19 protein-coding genes and 1 tRNA gene are annotated in these 23,915 nt (G+C 64.7%); 5 read left to right on the plus strand and 15 right to left on the minus strand.

Translation table 11 applies throughout. The annotated features are described in order from the left end of the window. Positions 1-41: 41 nt before the first annotated feature. The 4 genes from ABCW42_RS03130 to ABCW42_RS03145 all read right to left on the minus strand — a co-directional run bounded on the left by ABCW42_RS03130 (position 42) and on the right by ABCW42_RS03145 (position 5,130). On the minus strand, positions 42-1,454 hold the full coding sequence (locus ABCW42_RS03130) for a DUF4032 domain-containing protein (protein ID WP_133206897.1): 1,413 nt from the start codon (positions 1,452-1,454) through the stop codon (positions 42-44). A 101-nt stretch (positions 1,455-1,555) separates the two neighbouring features. After that, positions 1,556-2,638, minus strand: a complete 1,083-nt coding sequence (locus tag ABCW42_RS03135; RefSeq protein WP_423183475.1) for an ABC transporter ATP-binding protein — start codon at positions 2,636-2,638, stop codon at positions 1,556-1,558. A 196-nt stretch (positions 2,639-2,834) separates the two neighbouring features. Continuing rightward, a complete protein-coding gene (gene otsB / locus ABCW42_RS03140) occupies positions 2,835-3,650 on the minus strand; it encodes a trehalose-phosphatase (RefSeq protein WP_423183476.1) in 816 nt (271 codons plus the stop codon). Continuing rightward, entirely contained in the window at positions 3,640-5,130 is a 1,491-nt protein-coding gene (locus tag ABCW42_RS03145; RefSeq protein ID WP_423183477.1) for an alpha,alpha-trehalose-phosphate synthase (UDP-forming), read from the minus strand. The genes otsB and ABCW42_RS03145 overlap by 11 nt, the downstream gene beginning before the upstream one ends. A gap of 167 nt (positions 5,131-5,297) precedes the next feature. On the opposite strand from ABCW42_RS03145, the gene ABCW42_RS03150 reads away from it, so the two are divergent. Beyond that, the gene (locus tag ABCW42_RS03150) at positions 5,298-6,176 is read left to right on the plus strand and encodes a DsbA family protein (RefSeq protein ID WP_423183478.1); all 879 of its coding nucleotides are present in this window, start codon (positions 5,298-5,300) and stop codon (positions 6,174-6,176) included. 359 nt (positions 6,177-6,535) lie between these two features. After that, a tRNA-Thr gene (locus ABCW42_RS03155) sits at positions 6,536-6,609 on the plus strand. 171 nt (positions 6,610-6,780) lie between these two features. Here ABCW42_RS03155 and ABCW42_RS03160 read toward each other — a convergent pair. Both ABCW42_RS03160 and ABCW42_RS03165 read right to left on the minus strand, forming a co-directional pair. Further along, the gene (locus ABCW42_RS03160; protein WP_423183479.1) at positions 6,781-7,308 is read right to left on the minus strand and encodes a hypothetical protein; all 528 of its coding nucleotides are present in this window, start codon (positions 7,306-7,308) and stop codon (positions 6,781-6,783) included. 730 nt (positions 7,309-8,038) lie between these two features. Continuing rightward, positions 8,039-8,482, minus strand: coding sequence for a MarR family winged helix-turn-helix transcriptional regulator (locus ABCW42_RS03165; protein WP_423183480.1), 444 nt, complete (start codon positions 8,480-8,482; stop codon positions 8,039-8,041). 97 nt (positions 8,483-8,579) lie between these two features. Between ABCW42_RS03165 and ABCW42_RS03170 the strand changes: the two genes are divergently transcribed. Next, positions 8,580-10,433: an ABC transporter ATP-binding protein gene (locus tag ABCW42_RS03170; protein WP_423183481.1), complete on the plus strand. Its 1,854-nt coding sequence runs from the start codon at positions 8,580-8,582 to the stop codon at positions 10,431-10,433. An 18-nt stretch (positions 10,434-10,451) separates the two neighbouring features. On the opposite strand, the gene ABCW42_RS03175 is transcribed toward ABCW42_RS03170, so the two are convergent. The 8 genes from ABCW42_RS03175 to ABCW42_RS03210 all read right to left on the minus strand — a co-directional run bounded on the left by ABCW42_RS03175 (position 10,452) and on the right by ABCW42_RS03210 (position 18,327). After that, complete coding sequence (locus ABCW42_RS03175) at positions 10,452-11,423, minus strand: carbohydrate ABC transporter permease (RefSeq protein ID WP_423183482.1); 972 nt, start codon at positions 11,421-11,423, stop codon at positions 10,452-10,454. Positions 11,424-11,434: 11 nt separating this feature from the next. Beyond that, positions 11,435-12,391: a carbohydrate ABC transporter permease gene (locus ABCW42_RS03180; protein ID WP_423183483.1), complete on the minus strand. Its 957-nt coding sequence runs from the start codon at positions 12,389-12,391 to the stop codon at positions 11,435-11,437. A 31-nt stretch (positions 12,392-12,422) separates the two neighbouring features. Continuing rightward, on the minus strand, positions 12,423-13,370 hold the full coding sequence (locus tag ABCW42_RS03185; RefSeq protein ID WP_423183484.1) for a phosphodiesterase: 948 nt from the start codon (positions 13,368-13,370) through the stop codon (positions 12,423-12,425). Between the two features lie 25 nt (positions 13,371-13,395). Then, on the minus strand, positions 13,396-14,172 hold the full coding sequence (locus ABCW42_RS03190; RefSeq protein ID WP_423183485.1) for a tyrosine-protein phosphatase: 777 nt from the start codon (positions 14,170-14,172) through the stop codon (positions 13,396-13,398). A gap of 30 nt (positions 14,173-14,202) precedes the next feature. Continuing rightward, complete coding sequence (locus ABCW42_RS03195; RefSeq protein ID WP_423183486.1) at positions 14,203-15,555, minus strand: ABC transporter substrate-binding protein; 1,353 nt, start codon at positions 15,553-15,555, stop codon at positions 14,203-14,205. Positions 15,556-15,655: 100 nt separating this feature from the next. Next, the gene (locus tag ABCW42_RS03200; RefSeq protein ID WP_423183487.1) at positions 15,656-16,807 is read right to left on the minus strand and encodes an ABC transporter ATP-binding protein; all 1,152 of its coding nucleotides are present in this window, start codon (positions 16,805-16,807) and stop codon (positions 15,656-15,658) included. Between the two features lie 159 nt (positions 16,808-16,966). After that, positions 16,967-17,857 (minus strand): MurR/RpiR family transcriptional regulator, encoded by an 891-nt coding sequence (locus ABCW42_RS03205; protein ID WP_423183488.1) that lies wholly within the window; start codon positions 17,855-17,857, stop codon positions 16,967-16,969. Positions 17,858-18,045: 188 nt separating this feature from the next. Beyond that, positions 18,046-18,327 carry a hypothetical protein gene (locus ABCW42_RS03210; protein ID WP_423183489.1) on the minus strand — a complete coding sequence of 94 codons (282 nt, stop codon included), beginning with the start codon at positions 18,325-18,327 and terminating at the stop codon, positions 18,046-18,048. A gap of 417 nt (positions 18,328-18,744) precedes the next feature. On the opposite strand from ABCW42_RS03210, the gene ABCW42_RS03215 reads away from it, so the two are divergent. Both ABCW42_RS03215 and ABCW42_RS03220 read left to right on the plus strand, forming a co-directional pair. After that, positions 18,745-20,307 (plus strand): CehA/McbA family metallohydrolase, encoded by a 1,563-nt coding sequence (locus ABCW42_RS03215; RefSeq protein WP_423183490.1) that lies wholly within the window; start codon positions 18,745-18,747, stop codon positions 20,305-20,307. Positions 20,308-20,443: 136 nt separating this feature from the next. Beyond that, positions 20,444-21,166: a UPF0158 family protein gene (locus ABCW42_RS03220; RefSeq protein ID WP_423183491.1), complete on the plus strand. Its 723-nt coding sequence runs from the start codon at positions 20,444-20,446 to the stop codon at positions 21,164-21,166. Positions 21,167-21,323: 157 nt separating this feature from the next. On the opposite strand, the gene treS is transcribed toward ABCW42_RS03220, so the two are convergent. Then, positions 21,324-23,603 (minus strand): maltose alpha-D-glucosyltransferase, encoded by a 2,280-nt coding sequence (gene treS, locus ABCW42_RS03225; RefSeq protein WP_423183492.1) that lies wholly within the window; start codon positions 23,601-23,603, stop codon positions 21,324-21,326. Between the last annotated feature and the right edge of the window lie 312 nt (positions 23,604-23,915).

Genomic DNA, 23,915 nt, shown 5'->3' on the forward strand with positions numbered 1-23,915 from the left:
TAAGAAGCGTTTTAAGGGGTGGGATCTGTACACAAACTCGATTAGTCGTCGGAGTCCGGGTATTCGTCGATTTCGTCGTACCGGGATTCCTCGGTTTCGGCTTCGAGTATCTTGAGCAGGGCCGTGTCCGGGTTGAGCATGATCGCTGCCTCGTCCCGCCGGTGCCGGAGCACGGTGTCCAAGTAGGACTGCACGGCTTCAGCCAGCGGGATGTGGCGGTCCTGCTTCTGGCTCATGTACCAGCGGTGCTCGAGGACCTCGTGGACCACTTCGGCGGGTTCGAGCTTGCCCGCGAGGTCCCGCGGAATGGACCGGACGATCGGCTCGAAGATCCGGCTGACCCAGGCATGGGCGCTGATTTCCTCGTCGAGGTCCGGGTTGTTGTCCGCCCTGAAGGAGTCCATGTCGTTGAGAAGGCGGCGGGCCTGGTTCTCCTGGGCGTCCAGGCCGGTGAGGCGGAGCAGGCGGCGCTGGTGGTGGCCGGCGTCGACGACTTTCGGCTGGAGCTGGATGGTGGAACCGTTCTGGGTGGTCTTGATGGCATATTCCTCGACGTCGAAGCCGAGTTCGTTGAGGCGCCGGATGCGGGCGCCCACGCGCCAGCGCTCACCGAGCTCGAACGACTCCTTTTCGGTGAGTTCCGCCCAGAGGCGACGGTACGAGTCCATGATGAGTTCCGACGTCGCCACCGGATCCACCTTCTCCTCGATGAGGCCGCCCTCGAGCAAGTCCATGAGTTCGCCGGCGATGTTCACGCGCGCGATCTCGAGATCGTATTCGCGCTGCCCCTTGGACAGGTCCGGATAAAGCTCGCCCGTTTCGGCGTCCACGAGGTACGCGGCGAACGCGCCCGCGTCGCGGCGGAACAGGGTGTTGGACAGGGAAACGTCGCCCCAATAGAAACCGATCAAGTGCAGCCGGACGAGCAGCAATGCCTGGGCGTCGATGAGCCGCGTGAGGGTGTCCCGGCGGAGCATCTGCGAGAACAAGGCACGGTACGGCATGGAGAACTTGAGGTGCCGTGTGACGAGCACGGGATTCAGCGGCCTGCCGTCCACCGTGGTGCGGCCCGTGATGACGGCGACGGGCTCGACGCACGGCACATCCAGGCGGGCCAGCTTGCGCAGCATGTGGTACTCGTGCCGGGCGACGTGCTCGGACGTTTCCTTGATGGCGATGACGGAGCCGCCCAAGTGCGCGAAGCGCACGATGTGCCGGGAAATACCCCGGGGGAGGGCGGCGAGGTTCTCGGCCGGCCATTCTTCGAGGGCGATGTGCCACGGCAAGTCGAGGAGTTCGGGATCCGCCGCGGCGGCCGTGATGTTAAGGGAACCGATGACGCTCGCGGGAGGGGTGGTGTCATTCGCGCTGGCGGCCTCGGTGCGGGGCAGTTTTCCGATCTGCCCGTAGTCGGTGGGTTCGTCATGCCACTGGGCACCGCTTTGCTCGCTCATGGGTCAATTCTTCCGTATCGGGGGTGCTGTTAACGACGACGGCGGCCCGTCCAGTGGAGGGGCCGCCGTCGGTGGTGCGGATGGCTTGGAGCCGGTGGGGCTTAGTCGCCCAGGCGCAGGCCCGTCTTGGTGTCGAACAGGTGCACGTGGCCCTGCTGCGGACGTACCCAGATGGACTCGCCCTTCATCGGGGGACGGCGGCCGTCGACGCGTGCTACGATGTCGTGGCTCTTGCCGTCCAGCGTGGTGTGGCCGTAGACGTAGGCGTCGGCGCCGAGTTCTTCGACGACGTCCACCTCAACCTGGAGGCCGTCGCCCGGGGTTGCGGTTTCGAGGTCTTCCGGACGGGTTCCGAGGGTCACGGTCTTGCCCGTGGCGTCCTCGAGGACGTCGTGCTGGACCGGGTAGACCGTTCCGCCGAACTGCACGCCGCCGTCGACGACGGGAAGTTCCAGCAGGTTCATGGCGGGGGAGCCGATGAAGCCGGCCACGAAGACGTTGCGCGGGCGGTCGTACAGGTTGCGCGGGGTGTCGACCTGCTGCAGAAGGCCGTCCTTCAGGACCGCGACGCGGTCACCCATGGTCATGGCCTCGACCTGGTCGTGGGTCACGTAGACCGTGGTGACGCCGAGGCGGCGGGTCAGGGACGCGATCTGGGTGCGGGTCTGGACGCGGAGCTTGGCGTCGAGGTTGGAGAGCGGTTCGTCCATGAGGAAGACCTGCGGGTTACGGACGATCGCGCGGCCCATGGCGACACGCTGGCGCTGGCCACCGGAGAGCGCCTTCGGCTTGCGGTCCAGGTACTGCTCGAGGTCAAGGAGCTTGGCTGCTTCGCGGACACGCTCGGCGCGCTCTTCCTTGGAAACGCCGGCGATCTTGAGTGCGAAGCCCATGTTGTCCGCAACGGTCATGTGCGGGTAAAGGGCGTAGTTCTGGAAAACCATGGCAATGTCGCGGTCTTTCGGCGGGACGTCCGTGACGTCGCGGTCGCCGATCAGGATGCGGCCCGAGTTCACGTCCTCAAGGCCTGCGAGCATGCGCAGGGAGGTGGACTTACCGCAACCGGAGGGTCCAACGAGGACCAGGAATTCGCCATCGGCGATGTCGATGTTGAGCTTATCGACGGCGGGCTTATCTGTGCCCGGGTACAGACGCGTAGCGTTATCAAAAGTAACTGTAGCCACAGTTATCAATCCCTTCACCGGCAGGTACGTGCCGGACGATCCGTTGTGAATGGTTCATGTGTATTCAATTGGAACCCCCACCCCGAGCTGGAGCCCTGGGCAGGGGATTTCGTGTGATGCCGCACGGTATGTGTGCGTCACATCACACCCAAGAGTATTGCAGGGGTGCGGGTTATTCGCGCAAATGTTACGAAGGTCACATGTGAAATGTGTCTCGGGAAATTTCGAGCCGGCGTTCGCGAAGGAGTGATTCGAGCAGCTCGGCGACGTGGACCGGGGCTTCCACACGGAATTCGGCCTGCGTGAAATCCAGCCCGACCTTCACCCCGACATCACCCGTGCGCAAGCTCGCAATCGCGTCTTCGTCCGTCAGGTCGTCCCCCGCGAAAAGGATCGCAGTGGCGCCCGTGGCCTGCCGCAGGAATTCGACGGCCTCGCCCTTCGACGAATGCACCACCGAAGTTTCCAACACGCGTTTGCCGTCCTTCAGGTAGACCCCCGGCCAACCGTCCAGGACCGCGCGTGCGGCCGCCACGGCGTCTTCCGCGACGTCGTCCGCGGCGAGCCTCGTGTGGAGTACGACGCCGGCCGGCTTGTCCTCGAGGACCGTCCCCGGAGCTTCCCTCGAGATACCGTCCAGGACTTCGCGGACTTCCGCGAGGAGCGTGCGCTGCGCGTCATCGAGCTGGAGTCCCACCGACCCCGGGCCAAGCCACGCCTCGGCACCGTGGCTCCCGATCAGCAACGTGGCGTCAGGGGGCGAGGCGACCGCCCGCAAACTGGCCAGCGCCCGCCCGGAGATGAGTGCCGTCGTCGTACGCGGAAGCTTGGCGAGTCCGGCGAAAGCGGCTGCCGAACGCCCAAGCGGCCGGGCGTCGCCGGCGCGGTCCACGATCGGTGAAATGGTGCCGTCGAAATCCATGGCGACCAGGAGGCGTTCGGTTCCCGCGATCCGGCGGACGGCGTCGAGCAGCTCCGGCGGGAGGCTCAGGGGCGTGGACTCACGAGTCATCGCCCAGCTCCCCTTCGGCCAGGGCGGCGAGGAAACCCGCTGACCAATGGTCGACGTCGTGCTCCAAAATCTCCTTGCGCATGGACCGCATGCGGCGGCGCGACTCGTTCGCGGGCAAGTGCACGGCCCTCATGATGGTGCCCTTGAGCCCGTCGATGTCGTGGGGATTGATGAGGAGCGCCTGCTTGAGCTGGTCCGCGGCCCCAGTGAACTCGCTCAGGACCAACGCGCCCGTGTCATTCGTCCTGGCGGCGACGTACTCCTTGGCCACAAGGTTCATGCCGTCCCGCAATGCCGTCACGAGCATGACGTCGGCCGCCAAGTACATGGCCACCATCTCTTCTATGGGGTAGTTGTGGTGGAGATAGCGGACGGCAGTGTTTTGGATGGTGTCGTAACTGCCGTTGATGTGGCCCACCGTGCCCTCGATCTCCTCGCGGAGGAGCCGGTATTGCTGCACGCGCTCGCGGCTGGGGCTCGCCACCTGGATGAGCGTGGCATCCTCCACCGTCAGGCGCCCCTCCTTGAGGAGCTCCTCGAAGGCCTTCAGCCGGTGGCCGATGCCCTTGGTGTAATCCAGCCGGTCCACGCCCAGGAGGATGGTTTTCGGATTGCCAAGGTCCTGCCTGATCTGGCGGGCACGCTCGATGATGTCCGGCCGCTGCGCCAACTCGCTGATCTGGTCCACCGCGATGGAGATCGGGAACGCCTGGGCGCGCGCCACATGGGAGACCTCGCCCTCGGGCCCCTTGACCTGGATCTGCTGCTGCTTGACGCTCGCGCCAACGAAACGGCGGGCCGAACGCATGAAATTCGCCGCGTCGCTCGGCCGTTGGAAGCCGATCAGGTCCGCACCGAGCAAGCCCTCGATGATGGCGCGCCGCCACGGCAACTGGGCGAAGATCTCAGGCGCCGGGAACGGGATGTGGTTGAAGAATCCGATCCGCAAGTCCGGGCGTGATTGGCGGAGCATGTTCGGCACGAGCTGGAGCTGGTAGTCCTGTACCCAAATCGTGGCGTCCAGTGCCGCGTGCTCGATGACGGCGTCCGCGAACCTGCGGTTGACCCGGCGATAACTGTCCCACCACGCTCGGTGGAACTCCGGTGGGGCAACGACGTCGTGGTAGAGCGGCCAGAGGGTGGCGTTCGAAAAACCTTCGTAATACAACTCAACATCGTCCGTGCTGAGTGCCACCGGAACAATATCGATGCCGTCGTGGCTGAACGGTTCAAGCGACTCGTCCGGGGCGCCATGCCAGCCGACCCACGCGCCGTCGGCCTTCATCATCAAAGGTGCCAGGGCAGTCACCAGGCCGCCGGGAGAACGCCGCCACCCGTCGTCGTCGTTTTCCGCGTCATCACTGCTGCAGCGGTCAACCGGAAGGCGGTTGGAAACAACCATGAAATCGAATTTCCTGGCTTCCGCCGACTGTCTGTTTTCGGGCGTGGTGTCGATTTTTTCGCTTGCCGTTTCTTGCATTTCAGCCCCTTGGCGTTGCTTGTGACTCACCTCCCACCCTACCGGCGGGAATCTTCGAGGGCACCTGCTCGTTCCTCAAACCGGAGCCCAAGACCCCGGTCTTCTCCCGTAAAATGGCCCCGATGCCATAGCTAGATCAACGCTGTTCGACCAACCACGAGGAACTGATGAGCCCCGCAAACGAACCACGCCTGTCCAAGGCAGAGCGCACCGCCCAGGCCCGCGAGAAGGCCCGGCAGATCCGGGAAGCTCAGCTCAAGAAAGACAAGCGCAACAAGCTGCTCATCGGCTGGGGCATCGTGGTTGCCGTCGTCGCGATCCTCGCGGTGGTGGCCCTCGTAGTCACCCAGAACATCGCCAACAACGCGCCGATCGCCGATCAGGGCCCGACGCCGGCCAACGCCAACGTGCACGGCGGCGTCACGCTGCTGAAGGGCAGCGACGTGACGAAGTCGGCGGCCTCAACCGTCAGCCTCGCGAGCCTGCCGTCCGCCCCAGCCACCAAACCGGCCACGATCACCGCGCCCGGCGCCGAAGCCGAAGCGGGCAAGCCGGTGAAGGTGGTGGCCTACATCGACTTCATCTGCCCCATCTGCAAGAACTTCGAATCCACCTACAACGACCAGCTGACACAGTTGCGCAACGACGGCAAGATCACGCTGGAGTACCGCCCGCTCGGCTTCCTTGACGCGAGTTCCACCACCAACTACTCCTCCCGCGCAGCCAACGCGGCGGCATGCGTGGCCAACGTGTCCCCGGAGCACTACTCCGACTTCGTGAACCTGCTCTACGCCCAGCAGCCCGCTGAAGGCAGTGCAGGCATTTCGGACAACGACCTCAAGAAAATGGCCACACAGGCAGGATCCGCGGACATCGGCTCCTGCGTCGACGGCAAGACATACAGGCCATTCGTCAAGGTGATCACGAAGGAGGCCTCCGTCATCGGGGTCACGGGAACGCCCACGGTCTTCGTCGACGGCCAGCAGTGGGACAACAAGACGGACTTCACCACCGTGCTGAACGCGGCCATCGCTGCGAAGAAGTAGTAATCGCTTAGCTTGGGCCGTCGAGTCGTCCCGACAAGCTAGCCCAACGAGCCGTCCTGACAAGCTAGCCCAACGAGCCGTCCCGACAAGCTAGCCCAACGAGCCGTCCCGACAAGGGGCTAACGAGCCGTCCCGACAAGGGGCGGCTCGTTGGCTTTAATGGCCTCGTGCCCGAACATCTTCCAGCCCTGGCGGAATTTCCTTGGCTCCCGTCCCGCGGAATTTCCGTGGGCGGGAGGTCGTGGGCTACCCTTATTTAGCGCTTGCGCACCGGTTCCGGTGCGGTTGTGTTTGCTCCGGTCCGCCGGGGTGTGAAGCCCCGGCTGCCGGGGCGACGAGGCTCCGGTCCGCCGGGGCATGCCTCCTTAGCTCAGTTGGCCAGAGCACCGCTCTTGTAAAGCGGGGGTCGTCGGTTCGAATCCGACAGGGGGCTCTTAGTTGGGGTTTGACGTGCGGGTTTACTCCCGAGGGAAGAACGAAAAGTGCTCATTCCAACCGCCATTTGTCTCCAGACAGAGAGAAGTGCGCAGTACGTTGTTTTTCGTACTGCGCTGATCCCGCTGTCGCCGCGAGAGGGCGGCGGCGGGCGACGGCGGCGGGCGAGCTAGGGCTGTTCCGGCGGGGTGTTTCCCGGAGAGCGCCGTGGTCTCATTCCGAGAGCGATGAGGATCAGCCAGAGGGCGAAGGCGGCTGCTCCGAGAACAGCAGTGTCTGCGCTGACGGCTGCCATGTTCGACCTGGGCTGGTTGTGCCTCCATGCGAACTCCGTGACGCCCATGTAGCCGCACCAGTAGAGCAGGGACGAAACGGCAAGGAGCGGTAGTGCAGGGGCAGCTTTTCTCAGGCCAGAGAGGTCGTTGCGCCTGAAGATGTTCTTCCCGTAACCGGGGCCTGGGAGTGAGTTCACCGCGACGACGGCGCCGAGGATGATCGAGGCATGTACCCCGAAAGCCAGGAGCCCGAGGGGCCCTTTCGGGGGTGCCATGGCTTCGAGCACCGCCGCAGTGCTGCTGGTCACCGCGTCGGCGATGATCACACCAAGAATCGACAGATTGGCCGCCGCACAGAGGCCAGCCGCGGCCCGCCCGATCACCGGCCATGACCATGCTGCGGACTTTGCCTCACGCCCCATGACGGAAAGTGTAGGGGCTTCGCCGAGTTCGCGAAGTGTCCCGGTCCAGATGTTCCGTCGGATTGTCCAAAGTTCTTTGGACGATTGAAGCGTCTAGTTTGGATCAGCTGACGTTGCGGCGGTTGTTGGCTCAACCGGCGGCTGAGGAAGCCGTGATTTTTCGCGCTGGAGATCCGTCTCCGTGCTCGTCGAGCAGCGGGAGCATGTCACTGCCGGCCTTCGCCGGGGGCCCGGGGCTGTCCGTCCGACAGCATCGCCGCATGGCGATGCTGTCGTGTGATCGATTCCGCGGCAATGAGCATTACGATTTTGTCTGTGCCCCTGGATCCGAGGGAGCGGCGCGCCTGCTGTTGGCTTGAAGGCTGCGCGGAACCTCAGGGGTAAAAGTAGGTGAAACTGGTGAAACCGGTGAAACTTCCGCCAGGCTAGGATCCCGCTGGCCTCCAGGTGGCAATCTTGGACGGGTTTCGGGATTCGGGCCGGCCGATCTCGGTTTTGACGAGGGCCCAGCGCTGGCTGAGTTCTTGTCCTGCGCTTTCTCATGTGATCGGCCAGACTCAGTCATACTGCATCGGCCGGGGCCATTCGAACACTTATTGGCCGGACTCACCTTAATTCGGATTTCCGCTTGTTGTTGCTGGGCGGCGCCGAATCGCCGGGCCTGCCATTGCTTACCGTTATCGACACAGCCAGTGCAGCCCTTACCCATTCGTGGCGCCCGGTTTCTCATTTACCGGCCATGACCGGCAATCGATCCTGCCCGTTGGGCTTCATCGTGGACGAGGAGACCGAGCAGGCGCCTCAATTCTTCGTGGTCCTCCGGAACGAGACGCGAGAGGTACTCGACCGTTGCCCGCTCACGGGCCTCGGCAATGAGTCTGTGCACCCGCAGTCCTTCCTGAGTGGGCAGGACAGACGTAGCGCGTCGATCATGGGGATCCGCCGCACGGCTGACGAGCCCCCGCGCCTCAAGGCCGTCGATCACCTCCGTGGCAGAGCGCGGCGCTATGCCCAGGACGTCGGCGACTGATGAAATTCTTACCCCGGGCGTCGTACTGACAACACGCAGCGCCCGGCCCTGCCCCAGGGTTACGTCCCACTGCGCCATGACGCGGGCATGGCTGCGCCGCAGCCCTTTGGCTGCGTTCATCAGAAGGTCTCCTGTGCTGTCCACCTGACCCATTCTACTGGTATGTCATTTTCCTCATAGTGAGGTAACCTCAGTTTAACGTGTCCTTGACACTGAGAGTCGACACTGATGCAAGGAGACCATGACCAGTCTGTTGACACCGTTCGGCGGAGGACCTCAAGGCGGCCGTGCTCCCGGGGGCCCTGGCAGCGCGAGCGGCCGTGGGCCGAGCGCCGCCAAGGCCGACAAGCGTCAATTGGCGGAGCACCCAGTTGAAATCCGTCGCGTCGGGCGGCTCTTTCGTCCTCACCTCGGGAAAGTTGCCCTCGTCCTGTTTCTCGTGGCCGCAAGTTCCTTTACCGGCCTGACGCAGCCCTTCCTCGTTCGCCTTATCATCGACCAGGCTCTTCCGGACCGGAACCTGGGTCTCCTGCTGATGTGTGCTGGCGGAATGGTTGCCGTTGCCGCACTGACCGCAGCTTTGGGTGTGGGGCAGACCCTCGTGGCGACGCGAGTGGGCCAAGAGGTCATGCACCGGCTCCGCAGCGATGTTTTCGGGCATCTTCAGCGCCAGTCCATGCGGTTCTTTGTCCGAACCCGCGGGGGAGAGATCCAATCGCGCATCGTCAACGACATCGGGGCCATGCAGTCCGTTGTGACGAGCACGGCCACTGGCATCGCCTCAAACGTGACCGTTGTCGTTGGTGCGGTTGCGGCGATGTTCACCCTCGATTGGCGGATGGCCATCGTCAGCCTGCTGGTACTTCCGCCGGCTGCCGTGACAACGCGGGCTGTCGCTCGCGTGCGCCACGCGATCACCGGTCTGCGCCAAGCCAAGCTCGCGGACCTGCATGTGCAGATCGAGGAGGGACTGAGCATCAGTGCTGTCCGGCTGAGTAAGACGCTTCACGCCGGCCCTGCTTTAAGCCGAAGGTTTGAGGACACGAGCCACGAACTGATCGATCTTGAGGTCCGTTCCCAGTTGGCTGGACGCTGGCGGATGGCTACCATGCAGGTGATGTTCGCAGCCGTTCCTGCGGTTCTTTACCTCTCAGCCGGTGTCCCCGTGACGGGCGGCGGCATAACGATTGGCACTCTCGTAGCCTTCGTGGGGCTTCAGGCTTCCCTTTTTCGCCCGCTCATTGGCCTTCTGAACGTCGGTATCGATGTCACTTCAAGCCTTGCGCTCTTTAGCCGCGTGTTTGAATATCTCGACCTGCCGGTTGATATCGCAGACCCTGCTGAGGCACGGCATCCTGAAACTGTACAGGGGAACATCCGCTTCGAGGACGTCAGCTTCGCCTACGACCAGGAAACCGTGCTTGACGCAGTCGACCTGTCGATACCGGCCGGAACAAGCCTCGCCCTGGTCGGCGCCACCGGAAGCGGTAAGTCGACCCTTGCGGGTCTTGTCGCACGGCTCTACGACCCGGCGGCCGGCCGGATCCTGCTGGACGACGTCGATCTGCGTGACCTTTCGCTGGCTGACGTTGCCTCCGCCGTGGGCGTCGTCACCCAGGAGACGTACCTCGTTCACGCGACAGTGCGCGAAAACCTGCGTTATGCGAAACCCGACGCCAACGATTCTGAACTTATCGCGGCAGCACGGGCCGCCCAGATCCACGACCTCATCATTTCCCTGCCAGACGGTTATGACACGGTCGTGGGCAGCCGCGGGTATCGCTTCTCCGGAGGCGAACAGCAGCGCCTGGCAATCGCACGTACGCTGCTGCGCAACCCCCGCGTCCTGGTACTGGATGAGGCTACAAGCGCCCTCGACAACAACACCGAGTCGCAGGTCCAAGCAGCGCTCGAGCGACTGGCTGAAGGGCGCACAACGATCATGATCGCGCACCGGCTTTCAACGGTGCGCAATGCCGATCAAATTGCGGTCCTGGCCCGCGGACGCGTGGCGGAGCTAGGAACGCATGACGAATTGCTCCGCAAGGACGGACTGTACGCGGGGCTCGTGCGCCGGGCGGCGGTCCAGAGGTAGGGGACCGGAGGTTGGCGCCTATTTAAGTCCGGATCGGATGAAGGCATCCACGACGTAGCGTTGCAGGAAGATGTAGATCAGGAAGATCGGCAGGCATGCCAGGGATGATGCTGCCATGATGGCGCCCCAGTTGTTTCCTTCGGCGCCGAGGAACGCCCGGATGCCAACCTGGATGAGGGCGTCGGATTTCTGCATGATCAGGGAAGGCCAGAGATATTCGTTCCAGGCGCTGATGAACAGCATGATGCCTAGGGCGGCCAGGGCGGGGCGCAGGTTGGGCACCACGACTTCCCAGAGGCTCCGCCAGGAGGACCGTCCGTCCATCTGGGCGGCGTCCAGGAGGTCTTGGGGGAAGGCCTCTAGGTGTTGGCGCAGCATCATGACGGCGAACGCGGAGCACAGTTGGGGCAGCACCACCCCGGTGATCGTGTTGAGCAGGCCGAGCTGGGAGATGAGCAGGTAGTTGGGAATCATGGTGACCTGGAACGGGACGAGCCACGAGCCGACGAACAGCAGGTAGAGCGCCTTTTTCCCGGCGAAGTCCCAGCGGGCGAAGCCGTAGGACGCCAGGATGGCCACGAGCAGTTGGGACGCCGCGAGGGTCAGTGCCATGCCGAAGGTGTTCGCGAGCATCCCGGCGATCGGGATGGTGGTCAGGACGTATTGGAAGTTTTCCAGGCTGAGCGGGCCGGGCAGCGGGTTGACCGACAGGGCGTCCGAGGAGGGCCGGAAGGCTGTGACGAACATCCAGTAGACCGGGAAGATCGAGGTGGCCGCCAGGGCAATCAGCAGAACATGGCTGGGGACGGAGCGCAGCTTCAGGACTCGAGCGGGCCCGGTGCGCAGGCGCCCGGCGCTTGCGGGGTCCGCCGTCGTCATCCCCGCGGCACGGGGCGGACCGGCGACGCCGGGCTGTCCGGAGACGCTTGACGTTTCCGGGGTATGTGGGTGTGCGGGTTGGGATGGCGGGGCGATGGTGATGAAGGCCATGGAGGTCCTTTCTAGTTGTCGTAAAAGCTGAGTCGTTCCGAGAGCTCCACGAAGACCAAGGCGATGAGCCCGAACCCGAGGAAGAACAGGGTGCCGGCTGCGGAGGCCAGGCCGGCGTCGAAATTCCTGAAGCCGAACTGGTAGAGCAGGTAGTAGATGTTGGTGGAGGAATTCCCTGGCCCGCCCTGCGTAACGAGGTCGATGATGGGGTAGGTCCACTGCGCGGAGAGCAGGATGGTCATCAGGGAGAGGAACACCAGGCTTGGGGAAAGCAACGGGATGATGATCCGCCAGGTGATCTGGGTTCCGCTGGCGCCGTCGATTGATGCCGCGGCGGCGTAGTCGGGGCTGATGCCGGCCAGGCCGGCGGAGACGACCAGGACGCCGAAACCGAGCATCTGCCAGCCGACAATGACGATCACGGCGGTCATCGACCCGCCCGGGTCGCGGAACACGTTGCCCATCGGGGCGCCGAGGGCGGCGGCGATGGCCGGGATGGTTCCGCCGTCGGGGGCGAAAAGCCACCGCCAGATCGCGCTGCTGGCCACGGGGGTGATGAGGAAAGGCACGAAGATCAGCGCCTGGTAGACGGTGCGGGCTTTGCCTTGGACCTTCCGGGAGAGCAGCGCGAATACGAGCGGCAGGGCCACGGAGATGCCCAGGAACGCGAGGATGTACAGGCCGGTGTTGATCAGCGCCTGGTGCAGTTCGGGCAGGCTGAGGACCTTCGCGTATTTTTGCACGTCGACGTACTGTTTCGGCCGGGTGGGGATCAGGTTCCAGTCGTTGAAGGACAGGTTGACGGTCTGTCCCAACGGCCAGTAGGTCCAGACGAGGAGCAGGATGACGGCGGGGAGGATGTAGAGGTAGGGGCTCAGGGCGCGCCGGGTCCGTCGTTGCGGGGCCGGGAGCCCGGCCGGGCCGGCAGGGGTGATCCCTGCTGCCGGCCCGGCCGTTTCGATGAACATGCTGTGTGGTTTCCTTCCGATGCCGCCCGGGTTAGCGGACGCTTCCGGTGAGTTCGACGCCGGCGGAGGCTCCGGCGTCGGACTCTTCACCGGGGGCGGTCATCGCGGCGGTGGCCTCTTCGAGGCTCATCTTCTCGAACGCTGCCATCTGCTCCGCGGTGACGGTGTAGACGGTGGAGAATTCACCGATTGGCACGACGGAGCTGAGCATCCGGTCCTGGTAGAGGTGGATCAGGTTGAATGCTTGCGCACCGTTTTGGCCACGCATGGAGTTTTTCGGCACGTTCAGGTCCTGGGTGTAGCAGGTGGCGGAGGCGACCGTCACGGGTGCGCCGGCGAAGGTGCTGAACGTGGAGTAGTGCAGGTGGCCGGCCAGGATGCCACGGACGTCCGTACCCTCGATGACCTTTTCGAATCGGCTCTGCTCGCGCAGTTCGAACTTCGCCATGATGGGAAGCGGGCTGGGGACGGGCGGGTGGTGCAGGGCGATGAGCGTGCCGTGTGGTGCCGGGGTGGCCAGGACGTCTTGAAGCCAGGTCAGTTGCTCGTCGGTGATTTCACCGTGGTGTTTGCCCGGGACGGTGGAATCCAGGGCGATGATGCGCAGGCCGTTGACGTCGTGGACGATGTCCACGGATTCCTGGCCGGCGTCGGAGTCGAGCAGCCCGGCGCGGAAGGCCGCGCGCTCATCGTGGTTGCCCATGACCCAGATGATCTTGGCTCCGAGTTCTTCTGCCACGGGCTCGACCATGTTGCGCAGGCGCACATAGGCGTCCGGGCGTCCGGTGTCGGCGAGGTCTCCGGTGAACACGATGGCTTCGGGCTTGACCTGCGCTTTGGCGAAGTCGTGGAAGAGCTGGCGGAGGTTTTCGTCGCTGTCCACACTGCCGTGGAGCAGGTCGTTATCGGCGACAAAATGGGTGTCGCTGATGTGCAGGATGAAGTGTTCGGGGGCGGGGTGCTGGGCTTCGGTGTTCATGGGTGTCTCCTTGACAGTTGAGGGGTCAGCGGGTGGTGGTCAGGACGTCGGTGAGCCGTGTCAGGTCGGCGTCGCTGAAGCCGTGTGCCTTCAGCAGTCCGGCGGCGCCGCCGTACAGTTCGTCCACGAGGTCCAGGGTGTCCGCCAGGACGGTGGCCGGGCTTGCGGTGATGATTTGGCGCAGTTCCTCGCCGGTTCCGAGGCCGGGGTGTGCGGCCATGGCGGTCATCATGGTTTCGGCCCATTCGCCGGCGAGGTTTTCTTCGCTGGCCGCGTAGTCCAGGACTACGTGGTCGCGCTCGATTCCTGCGGCGAGGAGCGCCAGGGCAACCACGACGCCGGTGCGGTCCTTGCCTGCGGTGCAGTGGACCAGTACGGGGTCGGTTCCGGAGTCGGCGATGAGGCGGACGGCGTCGGCGAGCCGCCGGGCGTGTCGGGTGATCATGAGCCGGTAGATCTCCGGCAGGGTAGTGATCGCCGCGGTGCCGGGGACGTTGCCGTGCTCGAAGACCGGGTGGTGGTGGGTGACGACGTCGAGCCCGTCGAGCCTGCTGGGTGACGTCGCCAGTTCCGTGTGGTCGCGCAGGTCGATGACGAGCCGGATGCCGAGTTCCGAGACCTGGCGGCGACCGGCGTCGGTGAGCGCGTGGAGCGCGTCCGAACGGTAGAGCTTGCCGTCGCGCACGGCCCGCGGTCCGGCGGTCGTGGAATGGCCGGCCGTGCTGCGGAAGTTGTAGGTGCCCTCGATGGGGTAGGGGCGGTTGCGGGTTCCGAAGACCTCGTCCTCGGTAGTGGTTGTCACGTTTGTAGTCCTTCTGGGTGAGCGCGGAAGTTAGGGGATCAGGTCCTGGGCGCGTTTCTGGGCGTCGGCCATGGTGGATTTGGGATCTTTGCCGTAGTAGACGACGTTCTCGACGGCCTTGCCGAGGATGTCGTCGATCTGCACGTAGCTGTTGCCCGGGTACGAAACCCAAGGCTGGAGGCGGTCCAGTTGGGCGAGGTTGGGGGCCAGAAGGGGGTTCTTCTGGGCCCAGTCGTGCAGGGACCCGCCGGGCGCGGTCAGGGAGGTGCGCAGGGGCAGGTAGCCGATCTTGGTGGAGATCTGTTCGTAGGCGTGGTCGCTGGTCATGAACTTGATCAGTTCCCAACCGGCGCGTTGTTTCGCGGGGTCCTGGGACAGGACGAACAGGGCCGAGCCTGAGTTGGTGGGCACGGCGGGCTTGTCGCCGAAGGAGGGCATCCCGGCGGCCTTCAGGTCCCAGCCTCCCTTGGTTGCGGCGGCCATGAACGAGCCCTGCAGGGCCGAGGTGGTGAGGATGAACGCGGTGTCGCCCTTGGCTAGTCCTTCGGACTGGGCGCTCGAGTCGGCGTTGCGCAGTACCCCGTCCTTGGTGAGTTGCGCGAGTTTCGTGACGGTGTCCACGGCGGCGTCGGAGCCGAAGCCGATGGTTTTGCGGTCATCGGAGAGGACCTGGGCGCCGTTGGATTTGAAGATGCCCTGCATGCACCAGTTCCCGCCGATGCTGGTGCAGGAGATGTCCAGGGAGGGTTTCCCGGTTTTCGCGGACACGGCCTTGGCGGCGGCTTCGACTTTGTCCCAAGTGGACAGGTCCGGGTTGGTCACCCCGGCCTCGGCGAGCTTGGTGGCGTTGTAGAACAGAACCGGGGTGGAGAAGACGTAGGGGATGCCGTAGGTCTTGCCGTTCCAGTCGGCCAGGTGCTTGGCGTTGGGGTGGAAGGGGTGGGCGCCGCCGAGGGCGTCGTCCACGGCTTTCTGGCCGACGAGGTCGCTGATTGGCTGGGCGCCGAGCTGGGTGGCGGCGAAGTCGAGCGAATCGAAGGTCAGCTGCGCGACGTCGGGGGCGTGGCCGGCGAGGAGCTGGGTCTGGACGCTGCTGACGGTGTTGGACCCGACGGCGCCGCCTCCTTGCGGTGCCTGTGCGGTGACGTGGATGTTCGGGTGGGCCTTTTCGAAGTCGGCGACGAGGCCTTTGACGGTGTCCGTCCAGACACCGGCCTGGGCCAGGTTGTAGCTCTCGAACGTGATGTTGACCTGCTGGTCCGGGGACAGTTCGGGGATCTGCTTGGCCACGGTGCTGGCCTGGGAGGTGCCGGAGCATCCGGCCAGTGCCACGGCGGCCGTGCCGGCCGCGATGGTCAGTGCAAGTGAACGGAGAAGGCGCACAATGTTTCCTTGGGTTCAGGGGTGGCTGACGACTGGTTTGGTGGAGTGCCGGTCCGGGTGGGGTCCGAAGCCGGGGCAGAGCTGGGGAACAAGGGAGAAGCTAGAGGGCTGCTGCCGGCTGTGGCGGGGCGGTGGTACGTGCCGGGGTCGCGTCGGGCTGCCATTGAAGGCGCCGGCCGCTGGCGCGATCGAAGAGATGCAGGTGGGGCGTGTCGGCGCTGAGGACGACGGCGGTTCCCGTCTGCCAGCGGTGGTTCCGCGGCGCGCGCACGGCCACGCGCTTGTCACCGACGCGGCAGTAGATCACCTGTTCGCTGCCGAGGTTCTCGGAGAGCTCGACGGTGCCGCGCAGGGCTGCTCCGGTATTGGGCGCGGCCGCGGATGAACCGGCGGCGTGCAGGGTCAGGTGTTCGGGGCGGATCCCCAGCACGATGTCGCGCCGGGGCGTTTCACCGGCCCACAGCACGGCTTCCACGGATGGGGCCATGACGGTGATGGAGCCGTTGCTGGCGGCAAGCTCCGCGTCGATCAGGTTGGTGGCGGGTGAGCCGAGGAACCCGGCCGCGAACACGGATGCGGGCGTGTCGTAGAGCTCTTCGGGGGTGCCGAGCTGTTCGAGCTGGCCGCCGTTGAGCAGTGCGATCTTGGTGGCCATGGTCATGGCTTCCACCTGGTCGTGCGTGACGTAGATGAACGTCGCTCCCAGGCGTTGGTGCAGGGCGGCCAGTTCCTGCCGGGTCGCCGTGCGGAGCTTGGCATCCAGGTTGGAGAGCGGCTCGTCCATCAGGAAGGCCTTCGGTTCGCGCACCAGGGCACGGGCGACGGCGACACGCTGGCGCTGCCCGCCGGACAATTCCTTGGGTTTGCGCTCCAGCAGGTGGCCGATCTCGACCATGCCGGCCACGGCTTCCACGCGCTTTGTGATCTCCTGCTTGGCGGTCCGGCGCACCTTCAGCGGGAAAGCCAGGTTCTTCGCGACGCTCAGGTGCGGGTACAGGGCGTAGCTCTGGAAGACCATGGCCAGGTCGCGTTTCTTGGACGGGGCGGTGGTGATGTCCGTCCCGTCCAGTTCCAGCGACCCTGACGTGGGTTCGAGCAGGCCCGCGATCATGCGCAGCAGGGTGGTCTTGCCGCAGCCGCTGGGGCCAAGCAGGACCAGGAAATCACCGTCTTCGACGGTGAGGGATACGTTCTTTACCACTTGCACGTTCTTGAACGAACGCGACAGCTGGTTGAGCACAAGTCGGCCCACGAGCACCTCCGGGGGAAACGATATTTCCTAATTCGAATCGTTCAGGAAACGTCTTACCCTTGAAGGGTGGTGGCCGATGATGAACGGGTGGTGGGCGGCGCGTGAACTCCTTGTGCGCGGACCGGAAACACTTGAAACCACCCCCGGCGCGCACGACTGCTACTCCGGGTTTTCCACCATGTGCAGGACTTCCTCGAAAACGGCCGAGCGGGCCCGCTCGACGTCGAGGGAGTCGGCCGTCACGGCGGCGTGCAGGGCGGTGAGGACGAGCATTTGGACGATGTTTCCGATTGGAAGCTGGTCGTTCCAGGAGTGGAATTCTGCTCCGGCGACCAGGGTGTGGGTCGCCAGGTCCGCGAGTTTGGATTTGGCGTAACTGGTCACCCCGATCACGGTGGCCTTGCGTTCGGCGGCGATCCGCGCCGAACCGATCGTGAAAGAGTTCATTCCGCTGTCGCTGATCGCAATGCAGGCATCCCCTTCCGAGAGGAGTTTCGCGGTGATGTGCTGCGACACGATGTCCGACGGTGCCTCGCAGCTCACTCCCGAGGCCAGGAACCGCAGCGCCAGGGACTGCGCGGGAAACAAGGACGCGCCGTTGGCAACCACCACCAGACGACCTCCGCCCCGGATGGCGTTCACAGCGGCATCGAACGCCGCAAAATCCAAGGACGCCAGGGACCCGCGGATGTCGTGTGCGGCCCGGGAGAAAATCCCGGTCACCAAATGCTCGGAGGACCCGGGCTCGCCCGTTGCACCCGTTTCCCCGTGCTCGAGGCCGTCCCGGGCCGCCGCCCCCAAATCGCGCAGCAGGACCTGGCGCAAGTGCTGGAACCCGTCGAAGCCCATGTTCTTGCAGGCCCGCACGATCGTCGCCGGCGAAGTCCCGGTCTGCGCGACCAAATCCGCCACGGACATCCTCGCCACGGTTTCCGGCGAATCAAGGCACAACTGCGCTACCCGCTGTTCGCTTCGAACCAGCGACGGGAACATCGACTTGATATGGGCACGCGAACCACCCAAAGGCGGCTCGGACTTGTACGGGGTCATTGGCCTTTCATACCAGATCCACTTGAATAACCGGCCGCCGTCGCCATCGCCCCGACGCGCGATCCTTCCAGGCCTCGTGGTAGCCGACCACCGGATCGACGAGCCGGTCTGTTGCGCGGCCGGTTGTCGGTTGAGGCGGAGGAACCGTCGAACGCGGCCGGTTTCGCAGCGGTGCCCACCCGGTGGGCCTATGCGGCGCGCTGTATGGGTTGGTCCGCCGAGACCTCGAGCTTGGGGGTGTTGGCATGGGTATCCCATTCCCGGCGTTCGCGAGTCTCGCCGTAGGGGACATCGGGGTCGAGGGCAACGGTGTAGCGGTCATATCCGTGCTGGGTGACCAGGATGCCGCACGAGCGCTCCCGTTCGGCCTGCTTGATGATGGTTTCGACGGCGGCGTTCAGTTCGGTTTCGATGATGCCCGGTTCGCGGGCGGTGATCTCCAGAACGAGGTCGGGGAGATGCTTGATCATGGTGTTCTCACTTTCGAGGCTCGGGCCGCGTCGCGGAAAGGCGAGGGTGCTCGCTCGGGACGCGGCTGCACAAGGGAGGAGGGAATACTTGGAGTTCGTGGGTGTGCCCGGCATTCGATGATGGGGCGGTGGCCGGCCGTGATTATCAGGCGGGCGGGACCGGAGAAGTGATTGTCTCGTGGATCCAAGGACAGTCTGGCGGAACGTCGGCGACGAGCGCAAGTGGAAACGCCGGAATGTTCCGGAAAGTGTGATCGTCCGCCGCTCTGCCTACAAAGACGGGATCAATTCCGAAGACGGCATTGAGGCCGCACGGGTGACCATAAGTGCTAGGCGGCTCCCAATTAATCACTCCGGTTCAGCCTCCGTTCATTGCCCTGCCGCCCCGGGTTAAGTCCGCATCGTGAGACTCTGTTGGTGACTTCACCATGTAAGGCCCACGAGGCCGAAAGTGTTTCCCTGTCTCCTTCCCGCCGTGGTTTCCTGGCCGCCGCGCTGGCTGGTGCGGCCGTGACCCTGGCGCCGATGTCCTTCGCGGCCGCCGATACGGGCACGAGCAAGACGCAGACCATTACCGGGCATTTGGATCCCGGTGCTGCGGACTTTGTGTACCTGCCGGTCCAGGTTCCCGCCGGGGTCAATAAGATCAGCGTTTCCTACACCTACAGCAAGCCCATGGTTGCCGCGGGGCTGCTGTCCAACTCCTGCGACATCGGGGTCTTTGACGAAAAGGGCACCGACCTTGCCGGAAAGGGCTTCCGTGGATGGTCCGGCGGCTTCCGGACTGAGTTCTTCATCAGCGCCGCTGAGGCTACCCCGGGTTATCTCCCGGGTCCTGTCGGCAAGGGCACCTGGAACATCGCACTCGGCCCCTATCAGGTCGCCGAGCAGGGCATGGACTACACCGTGAACGTGACCCTCGAGTACGGGCCTGACGGTGCGGCGTTCCGTCCGCAATACCCGCCGACGCAGGTCACTGGCCGGGGAGCCGCCTGGTATCGGGGCGACGCGCACCTGCACACCGTCTACTCCGACGGCAAGCGCACCCCGGCCGAGGTAGCTGCCGGCGCACGGGCCGCGAAGCTGGATTTCATGATCAGCACCGACCACAACACCCCTGCCTCCCACGGAGTGTGGGGCCCGTTGGCAGGGGATGACCTGCTCATCCTCACGGGCGAGGAAGTCACCACCCGCAACGGCCACTACCTTGCCCTGGGAATCGAGCCGGGGGACTGGATCGACTGGCGCTACCGGGCCCGCGACAAGGGCTTCGAACAGGAAGCACAGCACATCCACGCCTCCGGAGGGCTCGTCGTGCCTGCCCACCCTTACTGCCCATATGTCGCGTGCCGCTGGAAGTTCGGCTACGACGACGCCGATGCCGTCGAAGTGTGGACCGGCCCGTGGACCGCGGACGACGAGTACGCGATCAACACCTGGGACTCCATGCTCGCCCATTCGGTCCGGACCGGCGGCCGCTGGGTTCCGGCCATGGGTAACAGCGACGCGCACAGCGCGCCGCAGGTCATCGGCTTGCCGCACAATGTGGTCAACGCGGCAGCACTGTCCCGGGACGCCCTTCTGGAAGGTATCCGCAACGGACGCAGCTGGATCGCCGAATCCGCTGACATTGCGCTCGACCTCACCGTTGCCGCGGGGGGACGCAAAGCCGGCGTCGGGGACCGGCTGGACATCGCCCCGGACGTGCCGGTCACCGTGAAGGTCGACGTCGCGGGCGTTCCGAATGGCGTCCTGCGGATCATCACCGATGAAGGCCAGACCCAGCAAGTCACGCTGCCGGCCTCAGGCCAAGGCACCCACACCTGGGTCACCACCGCGCAGCTCTCGGCGTACGTGCGCGTCGAGGTCCGCCACCCCATGCCCGACGGAACCCCCAGCAACGGCACCAACATGGGCTCGACACTGCTCCTGGGCCCAATGGCGGCCCTGACGAACCCGATCTTCCTCGGAACCAGGTAAGCGACGACCTACAGGCAGGCCCGCGGCCCGGCTCCTCCAACAGGGGCCGGCGCCCGGGAGCTTCATCCTGCGGCAGAGAGGGTCGTACCCACGGCGTCCGCAACGAACCCCGCGGAAACCGGACCGCCCGCATCCGATGGAGCTGCATGACTGGCCCGAACAGGTCCAGGTGCCCAGGCTCGACGTGTCGGAGCTGCGCGCAGCTATCGTCGCCGCAGACGCGGCCGGCTTCCTCGCCGCCGTGATCGGGCACGAGATCGATGATGCCCTGCAACAGGTCGGGGCCGGGATCCCGATTGCGCTTAGGCGCAGACGCCAGGAGGCCGAGCCGGTGGCGCTGTCGGTCATCAACCGGCTGACGTGGCGCGCCGACGCCGGTGACCGGGTGCTGGCCGAGGAGCTGCTGGCCTACCTGCGCCGGGAACCGCCGGCAGGCAGGCCGGTGCCGGTGGACCTGGACATGCTCAGTACCGTGTTGGAAGGAGACCCCGGGCTCTCAACGGGCGGGTACCTGGACTTGCGCACCGGGCAGGTATACGACGAGAGCGCCACAGACCCGATGATCGTCGGGGAGGACACCGCCATCGATATAGAAGAGGAGCCGGAGCGTTGGCTGCGGCTCGACATTGCCGGTTCCCGGGACGGCTGGGAAGACATGGCGGCCTTCGCCGGGCGGCAGCACGATGAGGACCTCCGGGCACGGCTCGGGCACGCAATCGAGGGCAAAGGCGCCTTTCATCGGTTCCGCGACCTCATCCACGACGAAAACCTCAGCGAAGAATGGAACACCTTCTCCACCGACCGCCAGATAGGCCGCGCCCGCGAGTTCCTCGCCGACAACGGCATCCGCGTGGGCTGACAACTCGTTTGTGGTCGAAGTGTACCCGATGAGCTTTCATATGAACTGCTCCGATGTGTTAGATCCCGACGGGGTTCTGAATCCACCGTTAAAATTCTGAATCCACCGTTAAATGGACACTCCCAGGGCCGATTGCGAGAGGGCGGGGGCGCATCTTTTAGTGGTCCCGTTCGCTGGTATCTCCTGGCTCAAGGAGGAGTGCAGTGCCCCGGTAGGCGGGCAGGTCGAGGAAGAAACTGTGCAAGTCATCGACTTGGCCGACCGTTTCGCCGTTGAAGAGGTCGAGCGCGCTGGCGCCCGGGGGGAAATGGGTGGACCGGATGCTGCCGGAGATGTCTTGATCGGAGAAGTTCAGCACGGTGGCTTCCAGTGCCCCGCCGGCCAGTGCGTTGACCATGACAAGGAGTCCACGGTGGGAGACGTCCGGTACATCCAGGAGTGTTCCGGTGGCGATGCCGTTCGCTTCACGCACGGCCAGGATGCGCTGCAGGCGGCGGGCAAAGGAATGTCCGTCGTTGAGTTGTTCGGGGAGTGGCCCGTACAGGCTTCGGGCGCGGGGCATTCCGGCAGAGGAGGTTTTCGCATCGGGGCTGGTGCCCATGATGTCGTGGGCGCCGCGGTTGATCCAGCGGGTGTCGCCTTGGGCCGTGAGTTCTGCGACGCTGGTGCGGTCAAGTACAGTTGCGCCGGCCAGGTCCCAGCCGGACAGCGCGAAGACGCCGGGCTGCAGGGCGTTGTACATGGACAGCAAAATGTGGGCGTCCAGGATCTGTGCCTCCTGCTCCGGAGTCATTGCCTCGGGATCCTGGATTCCCAGTGTTGCCATGATGAAGCTCACGGTCGTGCAGGCGATACCGTTCGTGGTGAATAACGAATTGTAGGGGGCGGCTTCCCCGGTGAGCCGTTCGCGCATGGTCTGCTGGACGTGTTCGGCGATTTGGGAACCGGTCATTGTCTGGCCATTGAGTTCAAACTCGTCGTCACAGTGCCCCGCCGCAAAGTGCATCAGCTCATAGGTGAGTTCGTCGTGGTTCTGCAGGGCGTGGACCAGCGAGGCTTGGTCCACGCCGATCTCCATCGAGAGGCGGAGCGTGAGCCGCAGGAATTCCGTGTCTCCGGTCGCCAATGCGAAGTGGTATGCGGGACGTGTGACGAAGTCGTAGGAGAGGTCGGGGCCGGAATCCGAGGTGGCTTTGATGTCGTCGATCGTGAGGTTTAGTTCCTGGAACGAGAAGCCGCCCACCTTGCGGATCATGGATCCGATGAGCTGGTTGGCGGCCTCGGACAGTGGATGTCCTTCAGACCATCCGGGCTGTTCTTCGGCGCTTTTTTCCACGCCGAGGAAACCGTTGGCATCGAGCCGCAAGGCTCCGGTGCCGAGGTCCACGAGCGAGTGCAGGGCGTCACCGACCACAAGCCTCATGCCGGCGAAAGTGGGATCCAACCAGTTGATCGATGGCTGGCCGGCTTTGAAGTAGTGGAGATAGACCCAGCGGCGGGTCTTTCCGGTGGTGTCCACGATGGCCCGGGTCGCGCTCCAGTTGGTTTCCTTGACCCCCGGTTCGTAGAAGATCACCCGCTGCAGCCGGCCGATGATGTAGCCGGCCTTCTGTAGTGCCTGTTCCGCGTCGGGGCTCAGGTTCACAGAGTCCTTGCCCTCCGGGACGTCCGGCAGGAGATGCCAGTCTTCTTCAGGGATGTCCACCATGTGATAGATCCCTGGATAATCGCGGAAGTTCATCTCGGCTAGCCGGAAATCTGCTCCCTTGCCGGTGTGGCCGGGAACGATGTCGTCGATGATTGTTCCGCCGTGGTCCGTGGCGACCTGGCACATGCGGCGGAATTCGTCTTCCTCCCCGAAGGCCGGGTCGATGGCCATGCTGATTCTGTCGAAATGGCCGTCAACGCTGGGTGTCTGCATCCATCCGCTGATGCCGCCGGCCAGTTTGACGGGGCCGGTGTGGATGGCGCGGATGCCGATGTTCCGGAACGCCTCCCACATCCTTTCGTCGCCCAAGGCGCCGAGAAAGGACTGGTTGGGCCGGGTGATGAAGGACAAGGGATAGGCGGTGAACCATACCGGCGCGCGTTCGACGGCGGCGCGAGGATTTGGGTGGGCGTAGGAGTTTTGCCACATGCTGGCTTGGCCCGAAAGTTGCCGGGCGAGGGTCGTCGCGTCCCCGAGCATTGCCTGGTTGCGCAGCCAGTCCACGTATGCCGCGTTGCGCCCGTCGAACTCGAAGGAAGGCCGGGTGGCAAGGTACTGGCGGCGCCGGGCGATGGGCCTCAGGGCCTTGGGGCGTGCAGGATAGAACTGTTCGTCATAGCTGACTTCCGCCTCGGAGGCAGAACCGGAAGCCTCAGCCTCTTCCCGGAGGTCATTGCCGTCGAGGGCATCCGCTTCAAAAATCCCCTCACCGGTGATCGATTCGCTCATGGTTCCTCTTCCCGAAGGTTGATCCCATGTCCCTGAGATGATGCTCAAGGACACCTTGCGCACCACTTCACCGTACCCCGAGGTGTCCCGAGTAATCGCGGAACCTCAAACGTTTCGGGCCACAACGGAGGCCATGACCTGGCCAAGCCGGGGATGCGAGGTCGCGGAAGAGGTGGGTGTGCACAATCTGCACTGCGGTGCCTCTTGCTTCCTTGATGGCCCGTCCCACGGCATCTTGTCAGCGCGCCCTGAGGCGGTGGGGTAGCCGGAAGAGGCCCGGCCGCGTGGGGGCATATGACCGCTGCCCCCACG

This window comes from Arthrobacter sp. NyZ413 (assembly GCF_049390645.1).
Taxonomy (GTDB): Bacteria; Actinomycetota; Actinomycetes; order Actinomycetales; family Micrococcaceae; genus Arthrobacter.